Annotated in this window: 17 protein-coding genes; 10 read left to right on the top strand and 7 right to left on the bottom strand. The window is 54.0% G+C overall.

Features of this window, described 5'->3' with window-relative positions; genetic code table 11:
- Positions 1–446: 446 nt before the first annotated feature.
- Positions 447–1,745: an MFS transporter gene (locus HMPREF0201_RS16200; RefSeq protein WP_016537837.1), complete on the top strand. Its 1,299-nt coding sequence runs from the start codon at positions 447–449 to the stop codon at positions 1,743–1,745.
- A 45-nt stretch (positions 1,746–1,790) separates the two neighbouring features.
- Here the strand turns inward: HMPREF0201_RS16200 and pssA are convergent, their stop codons facing one another.
- From pssA to trxC, 4 genes are all read right to left on the bottom strand, one after another.
- On the bottom strand, positions 1,791–3,146 hold the full coding sequence (pssA, locus tag HMPREF0201_RS16195; RefSeq protein ID WP_016537836.1) for a CDP-diacylglycerol--serine O-phosphatidyltransferase: 1,356 nt from the start codon (positions 3,144–3,146) through the stop codon (positions 1,791–1,793).
- 114 nt (positions 3,147–3,260) lie between these two features.
- Positions 3,261–5,921, bottom strand: coding sequence for a bifunctional acetate--CoA ligase family protein/GNAT family N-acetyltransferase (locus tag HMPREF0201_RS16190; RefSeq protein ID WP_016537835.1), 2,661 nt, complete (start codon positions 5,919–5,921; stop codon positions 3,261–3,263).
- A gap of 32 nt (positions 5,922–5,953) precedes the next feature.
- Positions 5,954–6,655 (bottom strand): tRNA-uridine aminocarboxypropyltransferase, encoded by a 702-nt coding sequence (locus tag HMPREF0201_RS16185; protein WP_039898670.1) that lies wholly within the window; start codon positions 6,653–6,655, stop codon positions 5,954–5,956.
- 73 nt (positions 6,656–6,728) lie between these two features.
- Positions 6,729–7,148, bottom strand: a complete 420-nt coding sequence (gene trxC, locus HMPREF0201_RS16180; RefSeq protein WP_016537833.1) for a thioredoxin TrxC — start codon at positions 7,146–7,148, stop codon at positions 6,729–6,731.
- Between the two features lie 211 nt (positions 7,149–7,359).
- On the opposite strand from trxC, the gene HMPREF0201_RS16175 reads away from it, so the two are divergent.
- Positions 7,360–8,433 (top strand): tRNA/rRNA methyltransferase, encoded by a 1,074-nt coding sequence (locus tag HMPREF0201_RS16175; RefSeq protein WP_039898668.1) that lies wholly within the window; start codon positions 7,360–7,362, stop codon positions 8,431–8,433.
- 57 nt (positions 8,434–8,490) lie between these two features.
- On the opposite strand, the gene ung is transcribed toward HMPREF0201_RS16175, so the two are convergent.
- The gene (ung, locus tag HMPREF0201_RS16170) at positions 8,491–9,180 is read right to left on the bottom strand and encodes a uracil-DNA glycosylase (protein WP_016537829.1); all 690 of its coding nucleotides are present in this window, start codon (positions 9,178–9,180) and stop codon (positions 8,491–8,493) included.
- 318 nt (positions 9,181–9,498) lie between these two features.
- Here ung and grcA point away from each other — a divergent pair, with 318 nt between their 5' ends.
- Entirely contained in the window at positions 9,499–9,882 is a 384-nt protein-coding gene (gene grcA / locus HMPREF0201_RS16165) for an autonomous glycyl radical cofactor GrcA (RefSeq protein WP_016537828.1), read from the top strand.
- 142 nt (positions 9,883–10,024) lie between these two features.
- On the opposite strand, the gene srmB is transcribed toward grcA, so the two are convergent.
- Positions 10,025–11,350 (bottom strand): ATP-dependent RNA helicase SrmB, encoded by a 1,326-nt coding sequence (gene srmB, locus HMPREF0201_RS16160; RefSeq protein ID WP_016537826.1) that lies wholly within the window; start codon positions 11,348–11,350, stop codon positions 10,025–10,027.
- Positions 11,351–11,471: 121 nt separating this feature from the next.
- Between srmB and trmN the strand changes: the two genes are divergently transcribed.
- Complete coding sequence (gene trmN / locus HMPREF0201_RS16155; protein WP_039898666.1) at positions 11,472–12,209, top strand: tRNA(1)(Val) (adenine(37)-N(6))-methyltransferase TrmN; 738 nt, start codon at positions 11,472–11,474, stop codon at positions 12,207–12,209.
- Here the strand turns inward: trmN and nadB are convergent.
- Positions 12,194–13,810: an L-aspartate oxidase gene (gene nadB, locus HMPREF0201_RS16150; RefSeq protein WP_016537824.1), complete on the bottom strand. Its 1,617-nt coding sequence runs from the start codon at positions 13,808–13,810 to the stop codon at positions 12,194–12,196. The genes trmN and nadB overlap by 16 nt on opposite strands.
- 176 nt (positions 13,811–13,986) lie before the next feature.
- On the opposite strand from nadB, the gene rseD reads away from it, so the two are divergent.
- The 6 genes from rseD (at position 13,987) to lepA (ending at position 18,943) form a co-directional block, all read left to right on the top strand.
- Positions 13,987–14,247 (top strand): rpoE leader peptide RseD, encoded by a 261-nt coding sequence (rseD, locus tag HMPREF0201_RS23490; RefSeq protein WP_016537823.1) that lies wholly within the window; start codon positions 13,987–13,989, stop codon positions 14,245–14,247.
- Positions 14,244–14,819 carry an RNA polymerase sigma factor RpoE gene (rpoE, locus tag HMPREF0201_RS16140; protein ID WP_016537822.1) on the top strand — a complete coding sequence of 192 codons (576 nt, stop codon included), beginning with the start codon at positions 14,244–14,246 and terminating at the stop codon, positions 14,817–14,819. Before rseD ends, rpoE begins: the two co-directional genes overlap by 4 nt.
- Before the next feature lie 31 nt (positions 14,820–14,850).
- Complete coding sequence (rseA, locus tag HMPREF0201_RS16135; protein WP_016537821.1) at positions 14,851–15,504, top strand: anti-sigma-E factor RseA; 654 nt, start codon at positions 14,851–14,853, stop codon at positions 15,502–15,504.
- Positions 15,504–16,469, top strand: coding sequence for a sigma-E factor regulatory protein RseB (rseB, locus tag HMPREF0201_RS16130; protein ID WP_016537820.1), 966 nt, complete (start codon positions 15,504–15,506; stop codon positions 16,467–16,469). Before rseA ends, rseB begins: the two co-directional genes overlap by 1 nt.
- The gene (gene rseC / locus HMPREF0201_RS16125; RefSeq protein ID WP_016537819.1) at positions 16,466–16,948 is read left to right on the top strand and encodes a SoxR-reducing system protein RseC; all 483 of its coding nucleotides are present in this window, start codon (positions 16,466–16,468) and stop codon (positions 16,946–16,948) included. Before rseB ends, rseC begins: the two co-directional genes overlap by 4 nt.
- Before the next feature lie 195 nt (positions 16,949–17,143).
- Positions 17,144–18,943: a translation elongation factor 4 gene (lepA, locus tag HMPREF0201_RS16120; protein WP_016537818.1), complete on the top strand. Its 1,800-nt coding sequence runs from the start codon at positions 17,144–17,146 to the stop codon at positions 18,941–18,943.

Genomic DNA, 18,943 nt, shown 5'->3' with positions numbered 1-18,943 from the left:
TGGCTGGGGTTTTTTGTTTTCTGGTATCTGGCAGCCTCTGCTACTCAGAGAGCAGGACAAACGTGTCGGGAACACGTTTGAACGCCGCGTGCGGCGGCCCCGGAGGGGTGAGTATCAGGATGATACGAATACTAAATCGGGAACGGATTTGCACAGCCGGCGGCTGCCCGCAGGGTGACGGGCAGGACAGCCCGGCATACAACTGCCAGGCATCAAATTAGCAATAACCCCGACCGAAAGGCCGGGGTTTTTTGCTTTCTGTGACCTGGAAATATCACCCAAGAAATAGCCGCTATCCCATCTACAGCTATAAAAGCTTAGCCTGCTCACAAAAATCACTGTAACAACTCAGCAACAGAAAACTTCGCCTCACGAATTTTGTTTCTCCTGCTTTACTGTATCCGGGGTGGTTACGCCCATTAAGGAAGACAGGAGAAGAAAATAAAATGATCGAAACAACAAATGAAGCAAATGTTGCGCTGACGGCCGCGGATACTCGCCGGCGGGTCTGGGCTATTGTCGGCGCATCATCCGGGAACCTGGTTGAGTGGTTTGATTTCTATGTTTACTCATTCTGCTCGCTCTACTTTGCTCACATCTTTTTTCCGGCCGGGAATACTACAACCCAGCTTTTACAGACTGCCGGTGTTTTTGCCGCCGGCTTCCTGATGCGGCCTATTGGCGGTTGGCTGTTCGGGTATATTGCCGATAAGCATGGTCGTAAAAACTCGATGCTCATTTCCGTCTGCATGATGTGTTTTGGCTCACTGGTCATAGCTTGCTTGCCCGGTTACGCGACGATTGGCACCTGGGCTCCGGCGTTACTGCTTCTGGCTCGTTTATTTCAGGGCCTTTCCGTTGGGGGTGAATATGGCACTAGCGCGACTTACATGAGTGAGGTTGCCGTCGAAGGGCGCAAAGGTTTTTACGCCTCGTTCCAGTATGTCACGCTGATTGGCGGGCAGCTGGCCGCTCTTCTGGTTGTGGTGGTTTTGCAGCAGGCATTGAGCGATGAAGATCTTCGTAGCTGGGGATGGCGTATTCCGTTTGCCATCGGTGCCGTATTGGCCATTGTTGCACTCTATTTGCGGCGCTCGCTCGATGAAACGTCGGATAAAACAACTCGGGCACATAAAGATGCCGGGACGTTATCCGGGCTGTGGAAAAATCGTAAAGCCTTCATCATGGTGCTTGGTTTTACCGCCGGCGGCTCGCTGGCTTTCTATACCTTTACCACCTATATGCAGAAATATCTGGTGAATACCGCCGGGATGCATGCCAATACGGCCAGTGCCCTGATGACCTTTGCTCTGTTCGTCTTTATGGTTATCCAGCCGTTCTTCGGCGCGCTGTCTGACAGAATTGGTCGTCGAACCTCTATGCTGTGTTTTGGCGGGCTGGCCGCAATACTCACCGTCCCCATTCTGACGGCTCTACAAAATGTTAATTCTCCGTGGGCGGCTTTTGCTCTGGTAATGGCGGCGATGGTGATTGTTAGTTTTTATACTTCAATCAGCGGCATTCTTAAGGCCGAGATGTTCCCACCGGAAGTGCGTGCCCTTGGCGTGGGGCTTTCTTATGCGGTCGCTAACGCAATATTTGGCGGCTCCGCAGAATATGTTGCCCTTTCGCTGAAATCTATGGGCAGCGAAACGGCCTTCTTCTGGTATGTATCCGGTATGGGGGCGGTGGCATTTCTTGTATCGCTGATGCTTCATCAGAAAGGAAAAGGGATTAAGCTTTAACCCGCTGCTGGCAATAAAAAGCCCTGCAATGCAGGGCTAATCTAGTCAGAGAATACGGCTGATAAGCCTGTCGATACGGATTCGACGCAATCTACGAATGAGTTTGCGAACTTTCACCGGATACTCGGCAATGCTTTGTAAATCACGATAATGCTGAACAACCGTGGTGTGGGTGCGAATCAGATCCAATTCTTTGGTTCGCAACGCCTCAAGTTCTCTTTTAGGATCGTGGATCAGCAGGGCATTTTCTAAATCCAGGCGCCACGCTCTCGGGTTAAGGTTGTTCCCGGTTAGCAGCATCCACTCGTCATCCACCCACATGCCTTTAAGGTGATAGCTGTTGTCGTCATCTTTCCACAGACGCACAATCAGCTGCCCGGTATTCACGTAATACTGCAGGCGGCTCAGGAAACGGCGTAGGTTAATTTCGTAGAGATACGGTAATGCACCGATAATTTTAAATGGCTGATCTTCCGGAATATAGAAGTCGTTCGCCGTCTTATCCCCGACGATAATTTCAACCTGCTTTCCGTTCCTCAGCAACTGAATAATATTGCGCACCAGCACTGCGGGAAGGTTGAAATAAGGCGTGCAGATGGTGAGTTTGCGCTCCGCACACGGCATCAGGTGGAAGATTGTTTTATTCAGCAGGCTGGATTTCCCCAGGCCAACCAGCGGCGTGACCGAAAGCTGGTCGTTATCCGCATCGCCCTGGAAGACGAAGCTGGCATCACGCAACTCCTGACGGAACAGGCGAATATCGTTTTTGATCTCAGGACTTTTGGGCCTGTCAGTGACATCGAGACGATGGACTGCACGGCCATGAACCAGATTCTGATTCACCCAGCCGTACATAATATCGGCCAGCTGCTGGTTGCGGACTACCTGATAACGGTCGTAGCGGTACTTGTCGTGTTGATGCAGATAAACATCATTGAGGCTGGCGCCGCTGTAGATAACGGAGTCATCGATGATGAAACCTTTAAAGTGCAACACGCCCAACGCTTCGCGGGTATTGACCGGCACGCCGTATACCGGGATTTTCACGTCGGGGAACTGTTCGCTCATACGATGATACCAGTCCGCATTGGTGTTGGTTGCGGCAACACCAATACGTCCGCGCTGGGCACGGTGCCAGTCAACCAGTACGGAAACTTCCAGTTCCGGGCGTAGCTGTTTGGCCTGATAAAGGGCAGACAGAATACCGTTACCGCCATCATCCTGCTCGAGGTACAGCGCAATGATGCAAATACGCTGCTTCGCGCAGGCGATTTTATTCAGCAGAGTTTCACGGAAATCTGCCGGGGAGAACAGGGTCTCTACATCATCAACTGATTGAGAAAGCTTGGGTAACTGGGCAAGGTGTTGTTGATGTTTATTACGTTTAAATTTAGACAACATCACAGTGCTTATCTTCTCTATTCATTGGATGGCCTTCTGCAAAATCCAGACGTCAGAACCTGCTGATAATACCACTACTGCCCGGCAAAGTGAGTATGTTTTCCAGTACCTTACTCACGAATCTGCGCTTTCGTTTAGCTTCAGCGTCAGGCTTACGATACCGTCTTCAAGCTGAATATCAACGCTGAAACCAAGTTTCCGGGCCAGGGTTATCATCCCCTGATTGTTTGGCATGGTAATGCCATTCAGCCTCAGAAGGCCGTGCTGTCGGGTATAATCGATAAGTTTGGCCAGCAGCCGACGCCCCAGTCCAAGCCCTTTTAAGTCAGAACGTACCAGTACCGCGAACTCGGCATCAACATTATCCGCATCTGAAATCGCTCTGGTTACGCCCAGGATCTCATCGCAGCCGTTGACTCGCCGCACGGCCACAAACGCCATTTCCCGATCGTAGTCGATCTGCGTCATGTTGGCTAAATCTTCGTGGGTAAATTCGTTGATCTCGCTGAAGTAGCGGTAATAGAGATCTTCTTTGGTTACCTGGGCAATAAAACGCTGCAACTGGGGTTCGTCTTCCGGCAGGATCGGTCGGAACAGGCAGCGATCGCCATTTTTTAATTGCACAACTTCTTTAAGCTGATGAGGGTAGGGGCGCACGGCGAGCCTGGCGTCCGCATCGCCGGTAAACTCAGCCAGCTGGAGCGTCACGTCCAGCAGAGTGAACTCATTGCCCGAGGCCAGCAGCGGGTGAATATCAAGACGCTCGATTTCCGGGCAATCGATTATCAGGTTGGAAACCTGCACCAGCACCTGGCTTATCCCCGCCACATCCAGCGGGCGCAGCGCGCTACGGCTGCGGATCTTGCCGCTCTTTATTGCCTGAATAACCAGATAACGGGCCAGGTTCATATTTAAAGGCGGAAGTGCGACGGCAGCCTGCCTTTCTGGCCGCCATTCGACGCCGCCTTCTCCCAGCATAATCAGCGGGCCAAACACCGGATCGTGCTCGACTACGACCCGCAGCTCCTGAGCACCAGCGCGGTTCGCCATGCTTTGTACCAGCAGCCCGTGAATACGTGCCTGCGGCCAGGCTAACTTCACTCGATCGATAATCGCGTCTGCCGCCTGCTGCACTTCGCTGGCGGTGCGCAGGTAAAGCATCACCCCCTGAACTTCTGATTTATGTGGAATATCAGGAGAGCGGAGCTTTAAAGCCACCGGGTAGCCAAGCTGCTCGGCGATATGCACTGCCTCGGCGCTGTCGCTGGCAATCCAGGTTGGCAGCGTTGTAAGCCCATAGGCATGAAGTATCGGACGGACTTCATGGGTATCCTGAGTCGTCACGCCCTGCTGTAGCGCCTGGCGGATAAGATGATGGGCCTCGCCGGTGTCGGCCGTCAGGTTAGCGGGCAGGGCCGGGGTTTCCCGCAGCTGCTTCTGATTGCGGCGATACTCCACCATATGCATAAAGGCGGTTACCGCTCCCTCCGGTGTGCGGTAGGTCGGAATGCCAGCATCGCTAAACAAACGCCTTGCTTCCTGGGAGGAAAATTCGCCGCACCAGTTGGTGATAATCGTCAGGTATTTACCGCGCGGATGGCGTTGTAATAAATCTATTAAGGCCAGAGCGCTGGCCGTGCCCGGAGCGGCTGCGCTGGGAGAATGAATCACCATTAGCGCATCCAAATCATGGCTATCCAGCAGTTTCTCTACCGCCAATAAATAGCGGCCAGGCGTGGCATCATCGCGCAAGTCAATGGGGTTACCCGGCTCTACTCCGGGAGGTAAAGCCGCCGCCAGCGATTGTGTGGTTTCCTCGCTTAAAACGGCGAGCTTGCCATTACGCAGCCATAACTCGTCCAGCGCGAGCGCTGCCGGAGCCGCGCCGTTGCTGACTATCATTAAACGTTCTCCGCGCAGCGGGCGCATGTGGCTCAACGTTTCAACGGCGGAGAACAGTTCGTGAGTATCCTGAACCCGCAGCAGGCCAGCTCGTTGAATGGCCGCGTCCCAGGCAGCGTCGAGTCCGGGATGAGTCTTTAACAGCGTCTGGGCTTTAGCGCTACGCCCGCTTTTAATCACCAGAATGGGCTTATTACGCGAAGCGCTTCGCGCGGCGGAGACGAAACGGCGAGCATCGCTGAGGTGTTCAAGGTATAGCAGGATGGCGCTGGTTTTATTATCCCGCGCCAGGTAATCGAGCAACTCATCTACGTCAATATCGAGGCTGTCGCCGAGGGCGATAAACCAGGAGAAGCCCATCTCGCGCTGCTGCGCCCAGTCAAGGATGGTATTTGAAACGGCGGCTGACTGAGAGATAAAAGCCAGTTTGCCTTTCTGAATGGGGACCGGAGAGAAGCTGGCATTTAGCCCCTGCCACGGAGCAAGCAGCCCGAGGCTATTTGGGCCGAGCAGTCGTATTTGAAAGCGAGCTGCGCAGGCTAACAGATCGGGCAACTGCTCAGGGGGAGCCGAAAGAATAATGCAGGCTTTGCAGCCTTTATTACCCAGGGCTTCAAGCAGTTCCAGATTACGACGGGAGTGGGTACAGATAACCGCGAGATCCGGGGCAAACGGCAGGCTTGCGATATCTGGCCAGGCCAGCACGCCGCACACGGCTTTATGAGTCGGAGTGACCGGCATAACCGGGCCATTGAAGCCTCCGGCAAGCAGGTTGCGCATCATTAAATAGCCGGCGCGATCGGTTTTTGCCGATGCGCCGATAACGGCAATGGATTTCGGACGCAGCAGCGCTTCCAGTCCTCGTTGGCTCACGACTCTCTCCCCTGAGTGATGTTGAGGAGAGTCTAAACGTTTTCCGTGGTTTCTGCTGTGATGCTGGATTGATGATGAGGTTTCCCCGCCAGATAGCGTTCGCGGAACAGCGTGAAATGGTCCGTTAACCCTTTAGAGGCCAGGCTATCTCCGGCCAGTTCCAGCAAGGCGGCCGCAACTTCGGCGGTGCAATACTGGCCGTCGGCATGCGCTTCACGCAATCGGTAGGCAGAGGTAATACTTAAATCCACGGAGATGACCGGCAGCGAGTCGAGATAAGGGCTTTTGCGAAACATTTTTCGCGCTTCGGTCCAGGTGCCGTCCAGCATAATAAACAGCGACGGTTTACCGTGCATGGGGGGAACCGAGAGCACTTCTCTCCCGGGATCTGCGTAAGAGGCCGGGAAAACCACCATTGGCTGGTAGTCTGGGTTGGCAACCAGATCCAAAAGCGCCTGAGGTGGCTCGGTACGCGACCACTGGAAAGCCTCGGTATCCGGTAAGATATCGGCAATTAAACGCCCTGTATTGCTGGGTTTCATCGGTTCGGTGTCGAACATCACCAGACAAAAACGGCTGCGTGCGCTTTGCGCCTGAAGTGTTTCACACAGGCATTGTTTTAGCGGCAAAAGGCAGCGCTGGCAGCGGCGAATACGGTTCCCGCGAGCGAGAAAAGGGCGGGTAGCGCGGGCGAGACGAGCGGCACGGAGGCGAAGAACGGCGTTTTCGATCATTAAGCAGACTTGGTTAAAAACGCCATTCTAACGTAGATAGAGTAAAGGGGCACAAAGAAGATGCCCCTCAGCTTTAGAGATTTTCGTCCAGCCAGCTATCAAATGGTGCTTTTGGCATTGCGCCATTCAGCATATCAACGACTTGACCATTCTTGAAAATCATAATGGTTGGAATGCTGCGAATGCGGAAGCGTGCGCTAAGCTCTTGTTCAGCTTCGGTGTTCACCTTAACAAAGCGAACCTTTCCGCTGCGTTCTTCGGCGACATCTTCAAAAATGGGGGCAAAGTTAATGCACGGGCCGCACCATGGCGCCCAGAAATCGATAACTACCGGCAAATCGTCTTTCAGCAGTTTATCCAGCGTGGCGCTGGTGGCGTTAATCACTTCGCCATCAAACAGTTCGTGACCGCAGCGGCCGCATTTTGCGCCGTCATCAATACGGTCGTCAGGAATGCGGTTGATGGCCTGGCAGTCGGCACAAACGGTATTCATAACTCACCTCAAAGAGAATGGGTTGTCGAAAATCGGCGTCAGGCGCCGAGGATGTTTCAAGTATGTTACATATTATCGGTGAAGATGTGTGGCTCAACAAAGCGATTTATTCAATGAGTACAATAGTTATTAGCTTTTAAGCAAAGTTAATGGCTAACCCATGCCACATCAGGTAATCTGCGCGCTTCGCGCTCAGCCAGGTGGAGGAACAATGAACGACGAATTTAAAGGTAAAAGCGGCAAGGTCAAAGTGATGTATGTCCGCGGTGACGACGAAAGCGAAAAACGCACCCAAAACCCGCGTACCGGGAAAGGTGGTGGGCGTCCTGCTGGTGCGTCGCGTGGTGAAGGCGGCGGTCGCCGTCCGGCTCGTCACGATGATAAACCTCGCGGCGGGCGCGATCGTAATGAACGTAACGACAGAGGCGATCGCGGTGAAGCGTCTTCCCCGTGGCGTACGGTTTCCCGTCCGCCAAGAGAAGAAGCTCCGTCAACGTTCGACAATGACGGTACCGGCACTAAAAATGTCATCGATCCGGAAGTGATTCGTCGCCAGCGCGCCGAAGAAACCCGCGTCTATGGTGAAAATGCGTGTAAGGCTCTGTTCCAGAGTCGCCCTGAGTGCATCGTGCGCGCCTGGTTTATCCAGAGCGTAACGCCGCGCTTTAAAGAGGCGCTGCGCTGGATGGCTGCGAACCGCAAGGCCTACCACGTAGTGGATGATGCGGAGCTTGCAAAAGCTTCCGGAACAGAACATCACGGCGGCGTTTGCTTCATTATTAAAAAACGCAGCGGCATCAGCGTTCAGAGCTGGCTGAATAAAGCCGGTGAAGAAGATTGTGTGCTGGCGCTGGAAGATGTGGGTAACCCGCATAATCTCGGCGGCATCATGCGTAGCTGTGCGCACTTCGGCGTGAAGGGGCTGCTGATTCAGGATGCTTCTTTACTGGAGTCTGGCGCGGCGGTTCGTACCGCAGAAGGCGGCGCTGAGCACGTAGTTGCCATTAGTGGCGAAACGTTTGGTGACGGTCTGGAAGCCTTCCGTAAAGCGGGCTATACCATCGTAACCACCTCCAGCCACCAGGGAACTCCGCTGTACAAAGCCGAGTTGCCTAAGAAAATGGTGCTGGTGCTTGGTCAGGAGCGCGACGGCGTTTCCGATACCACTTTTGAAAACGCGGATATGAGCGTGGCAATTGAAGGTACGGGGAATGTTGAAAGCCTCAACGTTTCGGTAGCAACCGGCGTACTGCTGGGTGAATGGTGGCGTCAGAACAAGGCGTAACTACTTTCCCTGTGATAAAAAAGCCAGCGTAATAGCTGGCTTTTTTTTGCTTTGAATTCAGCTGTTTTCAGCCGGGAGCTGTGGCATCCAGTCGATTGGTTGCTCTCCGCGCCCGGCCAGATACTCGTTGGCCTTCACAAAATGCCCGCAGCCGAAGAAACCGCGATGTGCCGAAAGCGGTGACGGGTGAGGCGCTGTTAAAACATGATGCCGCTGGCGATCGATAATACTGCCTTTACGCTGGGCATGTGCGCCCCACAGCAGGAATACCACGCCTTCACGGTGCTGATTAATTAATGCAATCACCTTATCGGTAAAGGTTTCCCAGCCGAAGTTAGCGTGGGAATGCGCCTTTCCGGCCTCTACGGTCAACACCGTGTTGAGCAGCAGCACGCCCTGGCGCGCCCAGCTTTCCAGGTAACCGTGCGTCGGGCGAGTAAAGCCAGGAACGGAAGCGGCGAGCTCCTTATACATATTGACCAGCGAGGGTGGCGGCGTAATACCCGGGAGCACCGAGAAAGAAAGCCCGTGTGCCTGCCCCGGGCCGTGATAAGGATCCTGACCCAAAATCACCACTTTAACGTCACCCAGCTCGGTAAAACGAAAAGCGTTAAATACGTCTTTCTGCACAGGATAAACAGTTATGCCCGCCGCCCGCTCTGCCGCAACAGCATTAAGCGTATTGATAAAGTAGGGCTGCTGCTTCTCTTCAGCCAGCACGTCGTGCCAGGTGAGTTGGGTTGTCATCTCGCTCTCCCGCGAATGTGTTTGTCCGATAGCTTAACTGCTTCTGCTTCATGAGCAAAATATTGCGTGGCATCAATGGGCTACGATGCAAAATAAAGTTGAAAATTTACAAACTTTTTAAGTTTGCCGCATGTCGCTAAGTTGATGTAAAACAAATAAATCCTCTTATAGCCATTTTTAGTGTGTGGATTTAATTGATTTAAGTCAAAGAATTGAGCCAGGCAGACTGATATAAGAACAACAAAGCAACAAAGGTTTTACCAATGAGCCAGATTGCTGGCCCAAAGAATCAGCACATTACCCTGAGGGAGAAATAAAATGATTACTGGTATCCAGATTACAAAAGCGGCAAATGATGAACTTCTGAACTCTTTCTGGCTGCTCGACAACGAAAAAGGCGAGGCGCGCTGCGTCTGTGCAAAAGCCGGTTTTGCTGAAGATGAAGTAGTTGCGGTGAGCAAACTGGGTCAGTTCGAATACCGTGAAATTCCAATGGAAGTGAAACCGGAAGTTCGCGTGGAAGGCGGTCAGCACCTGAACGTTAACGTTTTGCGCCGCGAAACGCTGGAAGATGCCGTTAAGCATCCGGAAAAATATCCACAGCTGACCATCCGCGTTTCAGGTTATGCGGTTCGCTTCAACTCCCTGACTCCGGAGCAGCAGCGCGACGTTATTACCCGTACTTTCACCGAAAGCCTGTAATTTCTGTTACGTGATAAAAAGCCGGCCTGCGAGCCGGCTTTTTTACGCTTTCAGCAAAGAAGTGCTTCAAAGCGCCCATAATCAGATGAATTGCCACAAAAAAGCCGCCTCAAAAGGGCGGCTTTTTTGTTATGCAGAGTGATTATTCAGCAGCATCATCTTTCGTCGCGCTTGGCTTGCGGCGTTTACCGATGTTTTTCTGATCGCGGTGACGAACTTTCACACGCGGCTTCTCTTTGTCTTTCTCTTTTTTCTTCTCTTCGCGCTTGGCCAGCACTTTCTTGGAAGGCTTTCCGGTAAGCTTCTCGCTAGGTGCGCGAGTCGTTGGGCGAAGTTCATCAATCACGCGAGACTTCATCGGTTCTTTCATGTAGCGGGTAATTTTACCCAGCAGCAGATGATCGTGAGCCTCAACCAGAGAAATTGCGGTGCCTTTCATACCCGCACGCCCGGTACGACCGATACGGTGCAGGTAGATATCAGCGGTGCGCGGCAGGTCAAAGTTGAACACATGGCTGACATCAGGAATATCAATCCCTCGGGCAGCAATATCGGTAGCAACCAGCACGTTAACGCGGCCATCGGTTAAACGCTTGATAGCTTCGTTACGCTTAGCCTGCACCATCTCGCCTTCCAGATAGCAGGTATTGATACCTGCTTCGCGCAGCCACGCAACCAGCTCATGCACACGCTCACGTTTACGCACGAAGACGATAGAGCGGGTGGTGTCCGGCTGGTTCAGCAGGTTAACCAGCAATTTGGTTTTATGCTCGATATCATCAGCGCGATAATACCACTGATGAATTTTCTTGCGCTCACGCGTGGACGGGGTAGCCGAAACTTCAACCGGATCTTCCAGCAGGCGCTCAGCGAAGTTCTTGATAGCCTCGCCTTCAAGCGTTGCGGAGAACAGCATCGTCTGCTTACGCCAGCGGGTTTCTGCGGCAATGGTTTCAATATCCTGCGCGAAGCCCATGTCCAGCATGCGGTCTGCTTCATCAAGGATCAGCGTTTCAACCGCACGGCAGTCGAAGTTTTCTTCCTTAATGTATTGCAGCAGTCGCCCGGTTGTCGCAACCACGATATCCTGGTTCTCGCTGAAAACCTCGGCATGGTTCATATAAGCCACGCCGCCGGTAATGGTCGCGATATCCAGATGGGTATGTTTCGCCAGCTCGCGGGCGTGATCCGCTACCTGCATAGCCAGTTCACGGGTCGGCGTCACTATCAGGATGCGCGGTGGGCCAGATTTCTTACGCGGGAAGTCGACCAGATGCTGTAAAGCAGGCAGCAGGTAAGCTGCGGTTTTACCGGTACCCGTTGGTGCTGAACCCAGCACATCGCGCCCTTCAAGTGCAGGAGGAATGGCCGCAGCCTGGATTGCTGTCGGGCGAGTAAAGCCCTTCTCCTGGAGCGCGTCCAAAAGGCTTTCATCAAGTTCGAGTTCGGAAAAAGTGCTTACAGTCATGGTCTACCTCTATTTGGGACGCCGATTATAGACGTTATGACCGCGATCTTCATCTGTTTGTGTCTTTCCGTCGTTGCTCGTTTCACTTATGCTACGGCGGTTTCTTTGCAAGGTAGATAAGATGTCGGATCAAAAAGCGGTATTACGTCGGGACGGATTCACTTTCAAACAGTTTTTTGTCGCGCACGATCGCTGTGCCATGAAGGTGGGAACGGATGGAACGCTACTCGGCGCATGGGTGCCGGTTGCCAGGGTAAAAAGCGTGCTGGATATCGGCACCGGCAGCGGCCTGTTGGCGCTGATGTTGGCTCAGCGTACGCCGCAAGACGTCACTATTGAAGCCGTAGAGCTTGATCCGATTGCCGCTGAACAGGCTGCGGAAAACGCGGCTGCCTGCCGCTGGGCTTCGCGTATTAAGGTCCACTGTGCGGATATTCGCGACTGGGCGCAGCAGGCAACTCAGCGTTACTCCCTGATTGTCAGCAACCCGCCGTTCTTTGAGCAGGGCAGCAACTGCGCTTCGCCGGAACGTGCTCAGGCACGCTACACCACTACGCTGGATCACCGTGCGTTGTTGAGCAGCGCGGAGCAGCTTATAACCGAAGACGGTTTTTTCTGCGTGATTATGCCGGAAGCGGCCGGTACGGCTTTCAGCGAACTGGCTAAATCCGAGGGCTGGCACGTTCGCTATCGCACGGATGTTGCGGATAACGAAACCCGCTTGCCGCATCGCGTGATGCTGGCGCTCTCTCCAACTGGCGGGGAATACTTTAGCGAACGCCTGGTGATTCGTGGGCCAGACCAAACCTATTCCGAAGGCTATTGCGGCCTGACCCAGGATTTCTACCTGTTTATGTAGAGCGGCGACAGTACGCTTGGGCCTGAATCGCTTAGCTGCTCCGGGTAGTCGAGCGTGTAATGCAGGCCGCGGCTCTCTTTGCGCTGCATCGCACAGCGCACAATAAGCTCGGCCACCTGCACCAGGTTCCTCAGCTCAAGCAGATTGTTGGAAACGCGGAAGTTGGCGTAATACTCGTCAATTTCCTGCTGAAGCATGGTAATGCGGCGCAGCGCACGTTCCAGCCTCCGGGTTGTGCGAACAATCCCCACGTAGTCCCACATAAAAAGCCGCAGCTCGTGCCAGTTATGCTGGATAACGACCTGCTCGTCGGGATTGTCGACGCGGCTGTCATCCCAGTCCGGCAAATTTTTGCTCTCGCGTGCGTAGGGCAAGCGTTTAAGAATATCCTCTGCGGCAGACCAGCCGTAAACCAGGCATTCAAGCAGAGAGTTAGAAGCCATACGGTTTGCGCCATGCAGGCCGGTATAAGTCACTTCTCCTATCGCATAAAGCCCGTCAACGTCAGTTCGCCCGTGCTCATCAACCATTACGCCGCCGCAGGTGTAATGCGCGGCCGGTACGATGGGAACGGCTTCTTTAGTCAAATCAATGCCCAACCCGAGCAGTTTTTCATAAATAGTCGGGAAGTGCTGGCGCACAAAAGTGTCCGGCTTATGGCTGATATCAAGATACATGCAGTCTGCGCCGAGACGCTTCATTTCATGATCGATTGCGCGGGCGACAATATCCCGCGGCGCAAGCTCCGCCCGTTCATCAAAGTCCGGCATAAAGCGGGAGCCATCCGGGCGCTTCAGGTAAGCGCCTTCGCCGCGCAGCGCCTCGGTAAGCAGGAAGTTTCGCGCCTGCGGGTGATACAACGCCGTCGGGTGGAATTGGTTGAATTCAAGGTTTGCTACCCGGCAGCCTGCGCGCCAGGCCATTGCAATTCCATCGCCGGATGAAATGTCCGGGTTGGTCGTATATTGGTAAACCTTCGAAGCACCACCCGTTGCCAATACCACGGCTTTAGCCCGGCAGGTTTCAACTTTTTCGCGATTGCGGTTCCAGATCCAGGCTCCCACCACGCGACGTGTTCCCGGCAGCCCGATTTTATCGGAGATGATTAAATCCACGGCATTACTGCGTTCAATAACCTGAATATTCGGATGGCTGAGCGCTTTGCCTACTAATGTGGTTTCGACTTCTTTGCCGGTGGCGTCGGCCGCGTGAAGGATGCGGCGGTGGCTATGGCCGCCTTCACGGGTTAAATGGTAGCTCTCCTCGCCGTTGGCAAGCGTCTGTGTGTCGAACATCACGCCCTGGTCTATCAGCCACTGTACGCAGTGTTTGGCGTTGCTGGCGACGAACTCTACCGCATCGCGGTCACAGATACCCGCTCCGGCAATAAGCGTGTCGTCGATATGGGAGCCAATGCTGTCGGTTTCGTCGAACACCGCCGCAATGCCGCCCTGGGCATAAAAGGTTGACCCTTCGTTAATCGGCCCCTTACTCAGCACAATGACTTTGCTGTTGTGGGCAAGCCTGAGGGCCAGAGAGAGGCCGGCAGCGCCGCTACCGACGATAAGAACATCACAGACCAGATCGCTATTTATATTCATGATGTTTAATTTACTAAACAATGGTGGGCCGACAATAGCACCAGGTGCGCGTCAGGACACTCTTTTTTTATGAAATTGTTGGGCGCACTAAACAGTGGCGCCAGGAGATCTTGCGGGGAGAAGTCGGTCAAAATATGTAAAAAAATCCCGTTTACAGGGGATAAACAGCAGATTAAATGATGAAAAGCCTCGATTCATGCGATACTCTGCTCGCTAACTTTTTAAGCGGTGATTCGGAAGAATCGGCGTTACCGTTTTGCGTAGCGGAACTTATAATGAAAAGATTCAATCCGCGAAACATGACAGAAAAACAAAGGCGTAACGGAACTTTGCTCACCTCGGGCGCTCCAACTCTAAGCTTGCTCAAAAATGCAGGGTTCGAGTGGCATTTCGATTACGCGTGGATATTAGGTTTGGGGAGACATTACCTCGGATGAGCGAGCAGTTAACGGATCAGGTCCTCGTCGAACGGGTCCAGAAGGGAGATCAGAAATCTTTCAACCTACTGGTGGTTCGCTACCAGCATAAAGTTGCGAGCCTGGTTTCCCGATATGTACCGTCAGGGGATGTCCCGGACGTGGTACAGGAATCATTCATTAAGGCTTATCGCGCGCTGGACTCATTCCGCGGCGATAGCGCGTTTTATACGTGGCTGTACCGCATCGCGGTCAACACGGCAAAAAATTATCTGGTTGCTCAGGGGCGCCGTCCACCTTCCAGCGATGTAGACGCAATTGATGCGGAAAACTACGAAAGTGGCAGCGCGCTGAAAGAAATTTCGAACCCTGAGAACTTAATGTTGTCTGAAGAGCTGAGACAGATAGTTTTCCGTACTATTGAGTCGCTCCCGGAAGATTTACGCATGGCAATTACGTTGCGGGAGCTGGATGGTTTGAGCTATGAAGAGATAGCCGCCATTATGGACTGCCCGGTAGGTACAGTGCGTTCTCGTATCTTCCGTGCTCGGGAAGCTATCGATAATAAAGTTCAACCGCTAATCAGGCGTTGACGATAGCGGATTACTGGAAGGGTATTTAGGCATGCAGAAAGAACAACTTTCCGCTTTAATGGATGGCGAATCTCTCGATAGCGAGCTGCTTAACCGTTTGTCGCAAGACCAGACGCTACAGCAGAGCTGGGAGAGCTACCATCTCATCCGCGACACGATGCGCGGAGATACCAGTGACATTCTTCATTTCGATATTTCTGCCAAAGTGATGGCGGCTATCGCTGATGAACCAGTGCGCAAAGTCGCGCCGCTGATTGCCGAATCACAGCCGCAGCCTCAGCAATGGCAGAAAATGCCGTTCTGGCACAAGGTGCGTCCGTGGGCGAGCCAGCTAACCCAGATGGGCGTTGCTGCATGCGTATCGCTTGCGGTTATCGTCGGCGTACAGCACTATAACGGCCAGTCTGATGGTGCTGCTCAGCCGGAAACTCCGGTATTTAACACGCTGCCGATGATGGGCAAAGCCAGCCCGGTAAGCCTGGGCGTACCGTCTGATGCAACTGCCAGCAACGGCAGCAGCAGTCAGCAGGTACAGGAACAGCGTCGTCGTATTAACGCTATGCTGCAGGATTATGAATTGCAGCGTCGTTTACACTCCGAGCAGCTCCAGTTTGAACAGGCGCAAACCCAGCAGGCCGCTGTGCAAGTGCCAGGAAACCAAACTTTAGGAACGCAATCGCAGTAATGAAGCAACTTTGGTGTGCCCTGTCTTTAGTGGCAGGCAGCCTGTTGTTCACCTCCAGCGCCTCGGCGGACACTGTTTCGTCCGGGGCGTTGTTGCAGCAGATGAACCAGGCAAGTCAGTCACTCAACTATGAGCTGGCGTTTATCAATATCAGTAAACAAGGGATTGAGTCTCTTAGTTACCGCCACGCGCGTCTTGATAACCGCCCGCTTGCCCAGTTCCTGCAAATGGATGGCCCGCGCAGGGAAGTGGTTCAGCGCGGCAACGAGATAAGCTATTTTGAACCCGGGCTTGAGCCGTTCACGCTCACCGGGGACTACATCGTCGACTCCCTTCCGTCCATCGTTTATACCGACTTCAAGCGCTTAACGCCGTATTACGACTTTATCTCCGTCGGGCGCACGCGTATTGCCGATCGCCTGTGCGAGGTAATTCGCGTCGTTGCGCGAGACGGAACGCGTTATAACTATATTGTCTGGATCGATACTGAAACCAAGCTGCCGCTGCGCGTCGATCTGTTGGATCGCGATGGCGAAACGCTGGAACAATTCCGGGTGGTTTCGTTCTCCGTAGAGAACCAGGCCAGCAGCCTGATGCAGAACCTGTCGAAGGCTACTCTGCCGCCGCTGCTGTCTGTGCCGGGCGCGGAGAAAGCTAACTTCTCATGGGCGCCGTCCTGGCTGCCGCAGGGGTTCAGTGAAGTTTCCAGCAGCCGCAGGCCGCTGCCGACCGTTGGCGTGCCGATTGAGTCTCGCCTCTATTCTGACGGTTTGTTCAGCTTCTCGGTGAACGTCAGCCAGGCGCCGGCTGCCAGCACCAATGGCGATCAGATGGTACGCACCGGCCGCCGCACCGTGAATACTGAAATTCGGGATAAAACGGAAATTACCGTTGTGGGCGAGTTACCTCCGCAAACGGCCAAACGTATTACCGACAGCATTAAATTCAACGGGGCGACGCCATGATTAAAGAGTGGGCGACCGTTGTCTCCTGGGAAAACGGCGAGGCTTTATTGCACTGCGACGTCAAGGCTTCTTGCAGCAGCTGCGCTTCGCGTTCGGGTTGCGGCACCCGGGTACTGAATAAGCTCGGGCCGCAAACCAGCCATTTGCTGTCGGTGCCAAGCGAGCAGCCGCTGGTGGCGGGGCAGAAAGTTGAACTGGGCATTGCCGAAGGCAGCCTGCTGGGTTCCGCTCTGCTGGTTTATATGTCGCCTCTGGTCGGGTTATTCCTCTGTTCCGCGTTGTTCCAGACGCTGTTTAGCACCAACCTCGCTGCTATGGCCGGGGCGCTGCTGGGCGGCGTGGGCGGCTTCCTGATTGCGCGAGGCGTTTCACAGCGCTTCAGCAGCCGTGAAAGCTGGCAGCCGGTTATCCTGAGCGTTGCGCTTGGCCCGGATGCATTACGCGTCGACACCTCAACTCCCCCGGCTGAAAACCCGTAATTTCCCTCTGGTTGACATATCTTTGCACATCCTGCCTACGGCTTAACTAAGCTTGCAGGATGAGCAGTTTCCTCGCTTTCTGGTTGTAGTGTAGAATGCGGCGTTTCAGGCAGAAGACAGTCACTGACATCCTGCTCCGTACTGCGCGAAGCGCCGAGCTCACAGGCCATTTGTAAGGCATAAAAACCTCTAACTATGAAGAACATACGCAACTTTTCTATTATTGCCCACATCGACCACGGTAAATCGACGCTGTCTGACCGTATCATCCAGATTTGCGGCGGCCTGTCCGACCGCGAAATGGCGGCTCAGGTTCTGGACTCCATGGATCTGGAACGTGAACGTGGTATCACCATCAAAGCGCAGAGCGTCACGCTCGACTACAAAGCCAAAGACGGTGAGACCTATCAGCTAAACTTCATCGACACCCCGGGGCACGTTGACTTCTCCTATGAAGTTTCCCGCTCGCTGGCGGCCTGTGAAGGCGCGCTGCTGGTGGTGGATGCCGGGCAGGGCGTTGAAGCTCAGACCCTGGCAAACTGCTACACGGCCATGGAAATGGATCTGGAAGTAGTTCCGGTTCTCAACAAGATTGACCTGCCTGCCGCTGACCCTGAGCGCGTGGCTGAAGAGATTGAAGACATTGTTGGTATCGACGCGGCCGACGCGGTGCGCTGCTCCGCGAAAACCGGCGTGGGCGTGCCTGACGTTTTAGAGCGCCTGGTGCGCGACATCCCGGCACCTGAGGGCGACCCGGACGCGCCGCTGCAGGCGTTGATCATCGACTCCTGGTTCGATAATTACCTCGGCGTTGTCTCCCTGATCCGTGTGAAAAACGGCACCCTGCGCAAGGGCGATAAAGTAAAAGTAATGAGCACCGGCCAGGTCTATAACGCTGACCGTCTGGGCATCTTCACACCGAAGCAAATTGACCGTACCGAACTGAAGTGCGGGGAAGTTGGCTGGCTGGTTTGTGCGATTAAAGACATCCTGGGCGCGCCGGTAGGCGATACCCTGACGTTGTCCCGCAACCCGGCAGACAAAGCGCTGCCCGGCTTTAAGAAAGTTAAGCCTCAGGTTTATGCCGGTCTGTTCCCGGTCAGCTCTGACGATTACGAAAACTTCCGTGATGCGCTGGGCAAACTCAGCCTGAACGACGCCTCCCTGTTCTACGAGCCAGAAAGCTCCACTGCGCTGGGCTTCGGCTTCCGCTGCGGCTTCCTCGGCCTGTTGCACATGGAAATTATCCAGGAACGTCTGGAGCGTGAGTATGACCTCGACCTGATAACCACCGCGCCAACGGTAGTTTACGAAGTGCAGACGACCAACAAAGAGATTATCTACGTTGATAGCCCGTCCAAGCTGCCTGCGCTGAACAACATCGAAGAGCTGCGTGAACCTATCGCCGAATGTCACATGCTGCTGCCGCAGGAATTCCTCGGCAACGTGATCACGCTGTGCATCGAAAAACGTGGCGTGCAGACCAACATGGTTTACCACGGGAACCAGGTTGCCCTGACCTACGAAATCCCGATGGCGGAAGTGGTGCTCGACTTCTTCGACCGCCTGAAGTCGACTTCTCGTGGCTATGCGTCGCTGGATTACAATTTCAAACGTTTCCAGGCTTCCAACATGGTGCGCGTTGATGTACTGATAAACGGCGACCGCGTGGATGCCCTGGCGCTGATTACGCACAACGATAACGCCCCGTATCGCGGCCGCGAGCTGGTGGAGAAGATGAAAGATCTGATCCCTCGCCAGCAGTTCGATATCGCGATTCAGGCTGCCATCGGCAACCACATCATCGCGCGTTCGACGGTGAAACAGCTGCGTAAAAACGTACTGGCAAAATGCTACGGCGGTGACGTAAGCCGTAAGAAAAAGCTGTTGCAGAAACAGAAAGACGGTAAGAAGCGTATGAAGCAGGTCGGTAACGTCGAACTGCCTCAGGAAGCGTTCCTCGCCATCCTGCATGTCGGCAAAGACGGCAAATAA

Source organism: Cedecea davisae DSM 4568 (assembly GCF_000412335.2).
GTDB lineage: Bacteria > Pseudomonadota > Gammaproteobacteria > Enterobacterales > Enterobacteriaceae > Cedecea > Cedecea davisae.
Note: the sequence above shows the minus strand (reverse complement) of the source record. Positions and strands in the feature narration are given on the sequence as shown.

Coding starts and splice junctions, on each gene's coding strand:
- HMPREF0201_RS16200 (WP_016537837.1), top strand. CDS start 447: ATGATCGAAACAACAAATGAAGCAAATGTTGCGCTGACGGCCGCGGAT.
- pssA (WP_016537836.1), bottom strand. CDS start 3,146: ATGTTGTCTAAATTTAAACGTAATAAACATCAACAACACCTTGCCCAG.
- HMPREF0201_RS16185 (WP_039898670.1), bottom strand. CDS start 6,655: ATGATCGAAAACGCCGTTCTTCGCCTCCGTGCCGCTCGTCTCGCCCGC.
- trxC (WP_016537833.1), bottom strand. CDS start 7,148: ATGAATACCGTTTGTGCCGACTGCCAGGCCATCAACCGCATTCCTGAC.
- HMPREF0201_RS16175 (WP_039898668.1), top strand. CDS start 7,360: ATGAACGACGAATTTAAAGGTAAAAGCGGCAAGGTCAAAGTGATGTAT.
- ung (WP_016537829.1), bottom strand. CDS start 9,180: ATGACAACCCAACTCACCTGGCACGACGTGCTGGCTGAAGAGAAGCAG.
- grcA (WP_016537828.1), top strand. CDS start 9,499: ATGATTACTGGTATCCAGATTACAAAAGCGGCAAATGATGAACTTCTG.
- srmB (WP_016537826.1), bottom strand. CDS start 11,350: ATGACTGTAAGCACTTTTTCCGAACTCGAACTTGATGAAAGCCTTTTG.
- trmN (WP_039898666.1), top strand. CDS start 11,472: ATGTCGGATCAAAAAGCGGTATTACGTCGGGACGGATTCACTTTCAAA.
- nadB (WP_016537824.1), bottom strand. CDS start 13,810: ATGAATATAAATAGCGATCTGGTCTGTGATGTTCTTATCGTCGGTAGC.
- rseD (WP_016537823.1), top strand. CDS start 13,987: ATGATGAAAAGCCTCGATTCATGCGATACTCTGCTCGCTAACTTTTTA.
- rpoE (WP_016537822.1), top strand. CDS start 14,244: ATGAGCGAGCAGTTAACGGATCAGGTCCTCGTCGAACGGGTCCAGAAG.
- rseA (WP_016537821.1), top strand. CDS start 14,851: ATGCAGAAAGAACAACTTTCCGCTTTAATGGATGGCGAATCTCTCGAT.
- rseB (WP_016537820.1), top strand. CDS start 15,504: ATGAAGCAACTTTGGTGTGCCCTGTCTTTAGTGGCAGGCAGCCTGTTG.
- rseC (WP_016537819.1), top strand. CDS start 16,466: ATGATTAAAGAGTGGGCGACCGTTGTCTCCTGGGAAAACGGCGAGGCT.
- lepA (WP_016537818.1), top strand. CDS start 17,144: ATGAAGAACATACGCAACTTTTCTATTATTGCCCACATCGACCACGGT.